Source organism: Microvirga sp. P4_A5 (assembly GCF_056402495.1).
In genome coordinates this window covers 1-9,811 of sequence record NZ_JBFUHH010000132.1, presented here as the reverse complement: position 1 = coordinate 9,811, position 9,811 = coordinate 1, and the positions used below count along the sequence as shown (strand labels likewise).

The following is a 9,811-nucleotide window of genomic DNA, read 5'->3' as shown; positions in this document are numbered from 1 at the left end:
GTGGTGTGTTGAGTAGCTTTCGGCCTCTTCAACCCTGAAAGGCATTATGGTTGCTGGATTTATGATGACGCGTAAGTTGTCTCACTGTATAGATATCCGTGCGTCGGAAGAGATCCCCGACGCGCTTTGGTGAATGACTTCCATGAATGCCCTCGCGATTTAGTCCGCGGGGGCATTTTTTATTCTAGATTTGTTCAATCCCAAATGGAGAGCGCTATCGTGGTCGCGTCGCGTCATTCCCAACTATGCGACTTTGTCTTCTGGACGTTGCGCGAGCACGGCGAGATCAAGCGCCTCGAGTTGAAGAGGATAGTTCAGAAGGCCGAATTGGATTACGGCGCGTATAGCAGCGCGCTTCTACGCGCTGCACTCGATGAATTGGCAGCGGAACGATCGATCGTCTTCACACGTTGCACCGCCCGTGCAATACGCGATGAGCGTGTGATAGTGAAGGCACCCGGCAAGGTACGTCGTATCTGGCGTAGTCGTCCGATGATGTGCCACCTGCGTAAACATGGTCGCCTTAAGCGTCGCGAGTTTCTAGCGTGGTGCCGTAAAAACCATCTTGTCGAAGAATCCTGGTACGGAGGTCACCTGTTCCGGATCTCGCTCGTACGACTTCAAGTCCAGGGTGTTCTCGATTTCAATCAGGACGAAGTTTGGTACCTGGACGTAAAGCGTGCGCGCGTTCCCAGAGACTTTGTTCGAACCAAGCTCGAGCAAGTGGGCGAGCTCGAGGAGGCGATCGCCAGAGTGCGGCCAAAAACTGTACGGCCTTGGATCCTTCGACTGGCTGAGGAACGTGAAGCGCGCGCGACGAGCACCGCGCAAGGCGCTCTAGCGTCGGTGTCACTGAACCCGCCGAAGATGTCACCAATCGCGTCAGGACAGTCACAAATGGCGAAGACAATGGACGTGGGCGAGACTAGACGTCACGACTTTGAGCAGAACCGTCACGTTTTGCGAAGCCGGACGCCCGGGCCCTCGCCGTTTTCGGCGATGAAGATCACGCCGGCGGCCTCCAGGGCCGCCCTGACGGCCTCCAGCGTCTTGCTATGTGGCGATCGCGCCCCGCGCTCGAAATCGACCAGCGTCCGCAAGCCAACTTCTGCCCGATGGGCCAATGTTTCGCGCGACCAATCGAGCAAGGCGCGCGCGGCTCTGGTCTGGGAGGCTRTCACGGCCACAGTCGAATCTCGCACTTTTAATGTTGACATGAACCAAGCTTGTATTGCACTTTTCATGCGCACAATATCGTGCGTTCCTAGTAGGAGCAACTAAGGATGACGACCACCGCCTCTCCATCGGCCGACTTTGACAATCTCATCCAAGATTTTTGGACCGCAACTGAATCCGTTCGAACCGTGGGCGATGAAACCGCATTCTGTGACATCATGGATCGGCAAAACACTCTCGTTCTTCAAGTGGCGGCGACCCCGGCGCCGGGGGTGCGCCACATGGCGGACAAAACTAGGGTGCTCGAGCGCATGATGGACTCTTCTGAGGGCGAATGGACCGACCGGCGCGTTGCCTTGCTCGTCGCCTCGATCCGCGCAGACGCGGAAAATTTAGCCAAGGCGGCCTGAACTACGTGTAGCAGCCCGCGATCGTGCGGCACCTAAGGGAAAGCGACATTGAAGGCCCGCCACCGCGGGCTTTCCCTTAGAGGAGCAGAGCACCATGTCAAAGATTAATCACGGGCGATTTGCCCGCCGCAAGGTCCATGAGCCCACAGTTCCGGTAGAGTTCCAGAGCCCACGACGTCCCGAGCCGTCGAAAGCCTCTCTGAGAGAGCAGGCGGCACAGGCGGTGACAGATTTCAAGAGGCCGGCGGACCGGGGCGCTGTTATCTCCCCGTCGCGACCGCCGGTCCACGTCCCGACCTCACCCAGTACCATCGTGCGCGACATCACGATCGAGTGCCAGTGCGGCCATAAGGCGGTGCTCCACAGGGCGCCAGCTGATCTGATTGGACGGCGCCTACGATGCTCGCAATGTGGCGAAGAAACTGCCCCGTTTTAAACATACCGGCGATTTCGGCTTGCAGCGGCACACCTCGAAAGGGTCGCGGACAGGTCCAAGGGGATATGCAACCTTGGTTTGATCATAGAGTGCGTGGCGATGGACTCCGTTCCGGCAGTTTTCACTGGTTTCGTGATCGTCCTGGCTGCGATGGGCCTCTACTTTCTCCCGTCAATTGTCGCGTGTCGGCGACGACATCACCAAGCTGTCGCAATCTTTTTATTAAATCTGTTCGCGGGTTGGATGTTCTGGGGGTGGGTTCTGGCAATCGTGTGGGCCGCGACGGCCGTTCGGCGCCCCAACGTTATCGTTGCGGCTACCGCCGATACCCCAAACTCGTCGCCCCCGCACCGCCCGTTCCTTGAAGCCGCGGCCGAAGTGCCGATTAAGAAGTTAAGACGCCCGAACTGGTAGAAGCGCGCTCCCTTTCACACCCTTCCAAATCCTTGCCCTACTTCCGGATGCACGAGGGGGCACCCGGTTCGTATGCCGTCCGGTTTGGGAGGCCGCCCGGTAGCGCTACTCCCCGCCTCCGTGATTACACGCTCGCGTCGATGCCTCCATCCGCTCGAAGGCGCGGATCAATTTCCCGGGGGACCACGTCCACCTGGTCCGGAAGCGGACCGTCGATATCAAGGTCGTTGGTGTCGAGAAGGTCTTCCACGGAAACATCCACACTGGCGCACACCTAACGTTGTCTTGGGCCACGCGCCCCTCTAGGTTCGTTTTAGACGCCCCCCGCGTTTGATGACGAGCACCCGGCGCGCCGACGTGCCGCGGCGTCCTGGAGCAGACTCATGACAAACCTCGAGATGATGCTTGCAAGCGGCCCCACAGTTTCCCTGGAGCAGTTCGCGGAGCTCAAACCCGAGCTTGAATGGGAGCATCCTGACGACGAAAACTATCAGGTGCTGCGGATTACCGAGGGATTTCTCGCGGCGATTTGGGTCACCGATGTCGAAATCGACGGTGAGCCGCTGAGCAAGACGCTTTTCGAGCGCGAGACTTTTTCGGAGGCGGACGCCGCGAAAGATTTCGTGCTCGAACGTTACGCAGATAGCCTCAAAAGCTAACGTAAAAGTAAGGGCGGCACGATTGGCGCTGGCCGACTTCAGTGTGCGACCGCTGCGCCCGGTCGTCACCGCACGCCAACACGAGTCTGAGGTGTTGCTCGTCATTGAAATTCATACAAGGTCCGTGCCGCATTTCGAGCGGCACGGGAAAAGGATACAGAGCTCCCCCCCTGCACAGTTTCATTCGGAGATCCGAGCCATCCACCCGCAATAGTGACGGCAGCAGGTGAATTAAATGCCTGGCTGGCCTCTCTAGAAAGAGCAGCTACTCTTCAGCGGCCCCTTTCCGGATCCTTCGATTCTGACCGGTCACTTAGACAATAAAGAAGTCCTTGTAGGTCATCTTGAGGTTCTTCGAGAGACTGGCAAACTCCACACCCTTGCTCTTACCGGAGCCGTCAGCGTCGTAGTAGAGTACTCCCTTCTTATTGTCGTAGATGATGTAGTCGTTCTTATCCTTGGCCTTATTACCGATGGTAAAAAACTCTTTCTTCATTTGAGACGGCTTGCTCTCAGAGCCTGACTTTCCGAGTTTCGAAAAAAACTTGTTTTCGAGCCAAATCGAATCGTCCAGAACTTTAAAGTCGGTTATCTTGTCGACGTTTGAGAGTTTATTTGGCCTTGTGTCGAAGACAAAGGCGTCTTTCCCTTTGCCTCCCGTTAGAAAGTCGTTCCCGAGCCCGCCGGAGAGTTTGTCTTTTCCAGAACCGCCAAGGATTTTTTCGCCCGCACTCGATCCAGCCACGACCTCGTTCTGAATATCTGACACATAGACTGTTAGCGTCTTGTCGAAGCTCAATCCGCCCCTATCCGTTACACGTACGATTATCTGATGGCTGGTAGCCATTTCATAATCGAGAGCAGCGCCTCGACTGACGAAAAGTGTATTCTCTTTGACGGCGAAACGGCCACCAGCTCCGTCGCCGACTAATGAATAGGTGAATGCCTCGTCAGCATCCGGGTCGGCCGTATGAAACGTTCCAATTGCCGTACCCGAAGCGGTGTTTTCCGCGACAGTTGAATTTGAAACGCCAATGTCGCTAGGCCTCTCATTAAGATTTGCGAGATTAATCGTCACATCCTGTATATACGCGGCGCCTGCCGCATCTACGACCTTGATCTTGAGAAGATGAGAGCGATGCGCGGGATTTTCATAATCGAAGGTCACGCCGGGTCTGAGCTTCAGCGAATATTCGCCACTCGTGCTGCCCACAATTTCAAATAGTGCGGAGCTGATGGGATCACCGCTAGCGTTGACGATTTGGTAGGCGAAGCGTTCATCAAGCGCGCTGGTATCAACGTCAATGGCGGACAATGCACCGATCTCACTCCCCGGTCCGAGGCTTTCAAAAACAGTGAGGGTTTCATTTCCGTTGATCTTTACGCCTGTTGGGTCGTTGTTAATCCTAAAACTCTGAAGGTAGTACCCCCAATTGCCCTCAGCGTCGTCTCCGGCCCAGGACGAAATCCAGCCCCCCCCAGAAAGTGCCGACACCCCGCCGAGCACCTGGCCTCCGGTCGTTTCCAAGTGGATACGAGTTTCCGTTCCGACTTTGGTGCCATTGGCCGCATAGACTTGCTGGAAAACGCCATTGTCATCGTTGACTCCGTTCCCATGCCACGTGACGACCCATCCACCGTTGGAGAGCGCCGTGACCGTTGGATCGAATTGGTTCAGAGATGTAGAGGTGTTAACGCGAACCTCACTGCCATCCCGTGATCCGTCCGCATTAAAGATTTGTTGGAAAATACCGAGGTTGTCCCCAATGCCATATCCGGCCCAAGTCACGACCCATCGCCCGTCATTGAGCGCTGTGACGTGCGGGTTTTGTTGGTCCCCGCCGCTCATCGGCATGGCAACGGTAGTGTTGACAACCGTTTCTGAGCCTACCGGCTGTCCGGAGGCGCTGTAGGTTTGTTGGAAAATACCCTGACCGTCGCCAGAACCATTTCCCTCCCAGACCACAATCCACCCTCCTGCAAGATTGTTTTCGGAGCCTTGGGGCAGAGCGACGACAGTTGGACGAAACTGGAGGCCTGACGTGGTGGTATTAACGAGAACCTGACCTCCGCGCGGGGTTCCATCTTCATTAAAGACTCTCTGCGAGATGTTGCCGCCGGTGGTATCGGCACTGAAATCCGTCCAGGTAACAACCCATCCGCCATCGGCTAAGCCCGTCACCTGTTGCAAATACTGCTCGCCATCAGGGGTGACATTTACGCGAGTTTCCGTACCATTTCTTGTGCCGTCCGGATTGTAGGCTTGCTGAAACACGCCATAGACGTCGGCGTTGTCCAATTGCGTGCCATTCCCGCTCCATGTGATCACCCATCCACCATTCGTCAGCGAAGCAATAGTGGCACCCGTTTGTGTCAGATCGGTCGTTGTATTGACGCGGACTTCACTACCAACAGGAGTTCCAGCAGCGGAATAGATCTGCATGAACATCCCGTGATCATCATCGAGGCCAATTCCCTCTCTGATGGCGATCCACCTGCCGTCACGCAGGGCGGTCGTAGGCCCCGTGACAGGCATCGTGCTGCCGACTCGAACAACGGAGGTCGCCACCCATCTTCTCCCCTTGGTAAAGCAAGGCTTCAGGAACTAGCGAAGCATATATGTCTATAGATGAGACAGTGCGGCCGAACCAGTGCGGAGCCACCCCTTGGCTATGGCAATAAAGAAGCAGAGCATCATCCCATGAAAGTCTGTGACTTCGCATTTCTTATCCGATCAAGGCACGTTCGACGGACTGTCAAGCCGCCTGTGGCACGATCCAGGCCGAACCCGCCAGATAACCTTCGCCTGCCTTGCCTTGACGGATCAATTTCCCGGCATCGCGACGGTCCTCGGCACATTGCCCGTCTACAGCGTGGTCATCGACGGGGAAGCTGTCGTCCTGAATGAGCAAGGCAAATCCGACTTTGGCGCCCTGCAAGCCGTGCTCGGCAGAAAGGGCCGCGGCTCGGCGGACCAAGCCGTGTTATTCGCCTTCGATCTTCTCTTTCTCGATGGGCACGACCTGCGATCGTGGAAGTTGGAGGGACGGCGGGACGCCCAGGAAAGTCTCATCGAACCCGGCAGTCGGCGGGTCATGCTGTCAGAGGAGCTCGAGGGCGATGGACGGACAATCTGGGCTCATGCCTGCCGTTATGGGCTGGAAGGAATCGTCTCGAAGCGGCGGGATGCCCCATACCGTTCCGGACGGCGCAATAAGTGGCGCAAAATCAAGTGCGTGCTCTCGGACACATTCGTGGTGATCGGATATGAGACGACGGACGGACGGCAACCTAGGAAGCATTCGGCTGGCAGAAGAGCGGGACGGGATTCTTCACCCTGCAGTTGGCGTCGGATCCGGGCTCGCTGTCGCAAACGCGCGGGAAATCAAGGGGCAACTCGATCGCCTAATCGTCAGAAAGCCGCCGATCGCCGGCCTGAAGGGGAAAAGCGTCGGCTGGACGACGCCGGAGATCCGCGTCGAAGTCGAGTACCGCGGACGGACGTCGAACGGCCAGCTCCGCCATCCATCATTCAAAGGCGTTCGTGAGGACTAAAATTCAACGAATCCTACGTCGGACGAATAGTCGACTCATTTGTTGGGTCCGCACTCAGCTGTCATCAATGAACTTTTAGAGGCTGGCTTGTCGAGACGGACTGTTCCCCACGCCAGTGTGCCAACACCGAGTTCATTGGTCTTAAACAGAAAGTGCTCGGCTGTTTTGCCCTCCCTGTTTTCAGCTACCACCAAATAAGAATTGCCGGAGTGGGCGATCAGCCGGACATCGGAGCCCCCGGCGCGGTGGGAGTAGCGATTGCCGGTAGTGTCCTTGAAGAGGATATCCAGTTGACCGTCCATCTTGACCAGCGCGACCCCGCCCCCGGTAACCCCATCCTTGAGCCATCCACCCTGCCCGGGCCCGACGATGTTGCCTTCGAAGAAGAAGGCCATTCCCGTAGACTCACCGCAGCTCGCGAATACCATTTCAATTTTCGCCTCTGCCGGAACCGAGGCCGCAAGTAAAAGAAGGCCGCCGCCCACGATCATCTTTTTCATAAGCTCCCCCAGAAACCCCCGATATTGCGGGGCAAATGAAGATGGCAATGGGCCCAGACGGTCGGTCGGTTAAAGGCAGTTGTGGACGCCGGACTTCACCAGGTCCTGCCACTCGGCGCCAAGCGCCTGCCGGGCGTCAAGAGCGTTCTCCGAGCCTTGCTCGCCATTACGGAACATCACCACACCAAGTGAGCGGTCATGACTTCCGCTGACGATGGTTGGTCCGGGAACGTAAGTGCTGGTGGCGTTGTAGGTGCCGAACCCGCGGTTGTAGGTGGCGCTTCCGGAGGTCTGGATATGGCCAGGCATCTGCGAAACCGACACGTTGTTCTGCGATTGTGCGCCCGTGATTATGTAGCGGTCGTAACCCGCTCTGATGGTCTCGATCGCTGCGCTCTTCGTAGCGACCCTTGCGGCCCCTTGGCCACCGCAGGCCGGTGCGGCGCCTGCGTCGATCATCATCGTGTTCGCGGAAGTTCTTGTGACCTGTGCGCTCGCACAGCCCGTCAGAAGCGCGGCTGAAAGCACCGCGATTGTCGTTTGGATTCTCATGTTTCAGCTCCMCAGCGGACAATATGCCGAGGAATATTTGGAAGAGCAATGGGCCATGTGGCCATCGGGTTCCATTAACATTCCCGGAGTTTACCAGTGGAATGAGAGCGAACTTGGACCCGACAGCTTGACCTTGCGGAAAGACAAAATTCAGGCGATCAAGTTCTATGCGTTACCTCGTATTTTTCCTCGCCACCCTCCTACTCCCGTCGATCGCGGCCGCACAATCCTTCGAGGGGCGTGCCCAGGTCATCGACGGGGACACGATCGCGCTTCAGGGAATGGAAGCCCGCATCAGACTCTACGGGATCGATGCTCCTGAAGGTCGGCAGACCTGCCAGACCGAGGCGAGCCGGAGCTATTTATGCGGTCCCAAATCTGCCGAGGCGCTTCAGAGCTTGGTTGGTCGGAATGGTCGGGCTGTTTGCGAGCAGATCGATCGCGATCGGTATGGGCGAGTGATCGCAGTGTGCAAGGTCGACGGTCGGGACCTCAGTGCGGAACTCGTGAGGCAGGGTTGGGCGGTGGAGTACGCGCGGTATTCCGATGGCCGATACACGGCAAACGAAACTGAGGCGCGCAGAGGCAAACGGGGTCTATGGGCGGGGCGGTTCGTAATGCCTTGGGATTGGCGCCGCGGCGAACGGGATCCGGCATGAGACGCTCAGTCATTTTCCTTGTTATCACTCTCGCGATCGCCCTGGGCGTTCTGCCAGCATTTGCCACAGTCACCCCAAGCGTGCGCTCCAAATCGATCGTTGACCGACTAGTTGTGGCTCAGGCCGGTAGGTCTTGCAAGGCCGCAAGCACCTGTCGAGAAGCGGTCGAAATGTGGTGTGGCGGATACAAGCGCGCCGACGCAGATAGCGATGGCATTCCCTGTGAAAACGTCTGCCGGTCGCTCAACCAGGTCGAGGCCATTAAGGAAGAGATCGGCTGTTAAATGAAGACACCTATCTACGCCTACCCTCATGGTCCTATTGAGGGTCACCTCTTCCGGTTGGGGAGCATTCGCCAAGAGGGTCGACAATTATGCTTAGGGTCATCCGAGTCGACAGAAGTCGACGAATTTCCTCTCTTGCCGTATCTCCATTGATCCAATCCCTCACCTCGAAGTCAGCGATCCTCAGAGTAGGTGCGAACCCGTGGAGAGGTGGAAGGATATCACACAAGGCGTCGCGAAATGCTCGCTGACGATGACGGCCAGCGTCTCCAGGGAACAGCGGAGGCATTGGACGTCCGAAGCCGCCTGACTCGAGTTTAGTTTTGGCTTGGGACTTGGCGATCCACAGGTTTGGATCAAATGCTAAGTTCGTATGGCTTGCGTAATGCTCAAGTGTCCGGGCGCGGAAGAGATTGAAGTGCTGACTTTCGTCCACCTCAAGAACCCGAGGCCGTGAACCATCTACGATAAGAACGCAATCGACGGTGCGTCGTTCGATCTTCCTCATCTCGTTTGGAAGTTGCATGCCAGTGAGGTCATTGTAGATCTCACAGACTAGCGGCCAGCGCTCCCCGCATTCGTCGCGGCCGGGCCGTAGTAGCCAGTCAGGCGTCCTTGCGTGTGTGGCGCCCAACACGTCAGTGACATGAGCCACTACAGCTCGTTCAAACACTCTGGACACGCGTCATCACCCTCATACCGTTATGCAGCCTTCTGCGGTCATCTTTCTCAGCCTCGCTACTTCATCTCTGCGTCAGCAAATGTCTCAACGCCAACACTGGCGACAGCAGCGCATCCTGCTGGATTAGTTCGTCCCTGCAGCTTTCCCCACCAGGACAGGGTTGACGCGGTAGAGCTTGGGATAGAGGCGCTTCAGGCTCTCAATCTTCGGAAGGTCGTTTATAACGATGTACGGATAAGACGGGTTCTTCGTCAGAAAATCCTGATGATAAGCTTCGGCCGGATAAAACGGCCGATCGGGTTCGATCTTGGTTACGATAGCAGCATCGAAGGCCTTTGTCTGATCGAGTTGCGCAATATAGGCCCTGGCGATTTTGGCCTGTTCGGCGTCTATAGGGAAAATAGCTGAACGATACTGCGTCCCGACATCCGGCCCCTGACGGTTGAGCTCGGTCGGATCATGGGCTGCCGAGAAATAGATTTGC

General features: G+C 56.9%; 12 protein-coding genes and 1 pseudogene. 6 read left to right on the top strand and 7 right to left on the bottom strand.

The features are described from left to right. Positions 1-953: 953 nt before the first annotated feature. Positions 954-1,187, bottom strand: a complete 234-nt coding sequence (locus tag AC1DVM_RS21280) for a helix-turn-helix domain-containing protein (RefSeq protein WP_477257807.1) — start codon at positions 1,185-1,187, stop codon at positions 954-956. Positions 1,188-1,283: 96 nt separating this feature from the next. Here AC1DVM_RS21280 and AC1DVM_RS21275 point away from each other — a divergent pair, with 96 nt between their 5' ends. Next, positions 1,284-1,586 carry a hypothetical protein gene (locus tag AC1DVM_RS21275; protein WP_477257805.1) on the top strand — a complete coding sequence of 101 codons (303 nt, stop codon included), beginning with the start codon at positions 1,284-1,286 and terminating at the stop codon, positions 1,584-1,586. A 535-nt stretch (positions 1,587-2,121) separates the two neighbouring features. Continuing rightward, positions 2,122-2,436 (top strand): superinfection immunity protein, encoded by a 315-nt coding sequence (locus AC1DVM_RS21270; protein WP_477257804.1) that lies wholly within the window; start codon positions 2,122-2,124, stop codon positions 2,434-2,436. A 124-nt stretch (positions 2,437-2,560) separates the two neighbouring features. Here the strand turns inward: AC1DVM_RS21270 and AC1DVM_RS21265 are convergent, their stop codons facing one another. Next, complete coding sequence (locus AC1DVM_RS21265) at positions 2,561-2,686, bottom strand: hypothetical protein (RefSeq protein ID WP_477257802.1); 126 nt, start codon at positions 2,684-2,686, stop codon at positions 2,561-2,563. A gap of 133 nt (positions 2,687-2,819) precedes the next feature. Between AC1DVM_RS21265 and AC1DVM_RS21260 the strand changes: the two genes are divergently transcribed. After that, positions 2,820-3,095 (top strand): hypothetical protein, encoded by a 276-nt coding sequence (locus AC1DVM_RS21260; protein WP_477257800.1) that lies wholly within the window; start codon positions 2,820-2,822, stop codon positions 3,093-3,095. A 313-nt stretch (positions 3,096-3,408) separates the two neighbouring features. Here the strand turns inward: AC1DVM_RS21260 and AC1DVM_RS21255 are convergent, their stop codons facing one another. Both AC1DVM_RS21255 and AC1DVM_RS21250 read right to left on the bottom strand, forming a co-directional pair. Then, on the bottom strand, positions 3,409-5,664 hold the full coding sequence (locus AC1DVM_RS21255; protein ID WP_477257798.1) for a cadherin domain-containing protein: 2,256 nt from the start codon (positions 5,662-5,664) through the stop codon (positions 3,409-3,411). Between the two features lie 187 nt (positions 5,665-5,851). Then, complete coding sequence (locus tag AC1DVM_RS21250; RefSeq protein WP_477257796.1) at positions 5,852-6,073, bottom strand: hypothetical protein; 222 nt, start codon at positions 6,071-6,073, stop codon at positions 5,852-5,854. On the opposite strand from AC1DVM_RS21250, the pseudogene AC1DVM_RS21245 reads away from it, so the two are divergent. Together AC1DVM_RS21245 and AC1DVM_RS21240 are read left to right on the top strand one after the other, a co-directional pair. Next, positions 5,969-6,268 (top strand): annotated as a pseudogene (locus AC1DVM_RS21245) (ATP-dependent DNA ligase); the annotation flags it as partial. The gene AC1DVM_RS21250 and the pseudogene AC1DVM_RS21245 overlap by 105 nt on opposite strands. A 94-nt stretch (positions 6,269-6,362) precedes the next feature. After that, positions 6,363-6,650, top strand: coding sequence for an ATP dependent DNA ligase (locus AC1DVM_RS21240; RefSeq protein WP_477257794.1), 288 nt, complete (start codon positions 6,363-6,365; stop codon positions 6,648-6,650). Between the two features lie 35 nt (positions 6,651-6,685). On the opposite strand, the gene AC1DVM_RS21235 is transcribed toward AC1DVM_RS21240, so the two are convergent. Both AC1DVM_RS21235 and AC1DVM_RS21230 read right to left on the bottom strand, forming a co-directional pair. Next, entirely contained in the window at positions 6,686-7,150 is a 465-nt protein-coding gene (locus AC1DVM_RS21235; RefSeq protein WP_477257792.1) for a hypothetical protein, read from the bottom strand. Positions 7,151-7,219: 69 nt separating this feature from the next. Beyond that, entirely contained in the window at positions 7,220-7,702 is a 483-nt protein-coding gene (locus AC1DVM_RS21230; protein WP_477257790.1) for a hypothetical protein, read from the bottom strand. A 167-nt stretch (positions 7,703-7,869) separates the two neighbouring features. Here AC1DVM_RS21230 and AC1DVM_RS21225 point away from each other — a divergent pair, with 167 nt between their 5' ends. Then, positions 7,870-8,361: a thermonuclease family protein gene (locus AC1DVM_RS21225; protein WP_477257788.1), complete on the top strand. Its 492-nt coding sequence runs from the start codon at positions 7,870-7,872 to the stop codon at positions 8,359-8,361. Positions 8,362-9,450: 1,089 nt separating this feature from the next. Here AC1DVM_RS21225 and AC1DVM_RS21220 read toward each other — a convergent pair. Beyond that, on the bottom strand, positions 9,451-9,811 hold a 361-nt coding region (locus AC1DVM_RS21220), incomplete at its 5' end, for a peptide-methionine (S)-S-oxide reductase (RefSeq protein WP_477257786.1).

Bases quoted from the DNA above. Each gene is read 5' to 3' on its own strand.
- AC1DVM_RS21225 (WP_477257788.1), top strand. From the start codon at position 7,870: ATGCGTTACCTCGTATTTTTCCTCGCCACCCTCCTACTCCCGTCGATC.
- AC1DVM_RS21260 (WP_477257800.1), top strand. From the start codon at position 2,820: ATGACAAACCTCGAGATGATGCTTGCAAGCGGCCCCACAGTTTCCCTG.
- AC1DVM_RS21240 (WP_477257794.1), top strand. From the start codon at position 6,363: ATGAGACGACGGACGGACGGCAACCTAGGAAGCATTCGGCTGGCAGAA.
- AC1DVM_RS21235 (WP_477257792.1), bottom strand. From the start codon at position 7,150: ATGAAAAAGATGATCGTGGGCGGCGGCCTTCTTTTACTTGCGGCCTCG.
- AC1DVM_RS21270 (WP_477257804.1), top strand. From the start codon at position 2,122: ATGGACTCCGTTCCGGCAGTTTTCACTGGTTTCGTGATCGTCCTGGCT.
- AC1DVM_RS21230 (WP_477257790.1), bottom strand. From the start codon at position 7,702: ATGAGAATCCAAACGACAATCGCGGTGCTTTCAGCCGCGCTTCTGACG.
- AC1DVM_RS21275 (WP_477257805.1), top strand. From the start codon at position 1,284: ATGACGACCACCGCCTCTCCATCGGCCGACTTTGACAATCTCATCCAA.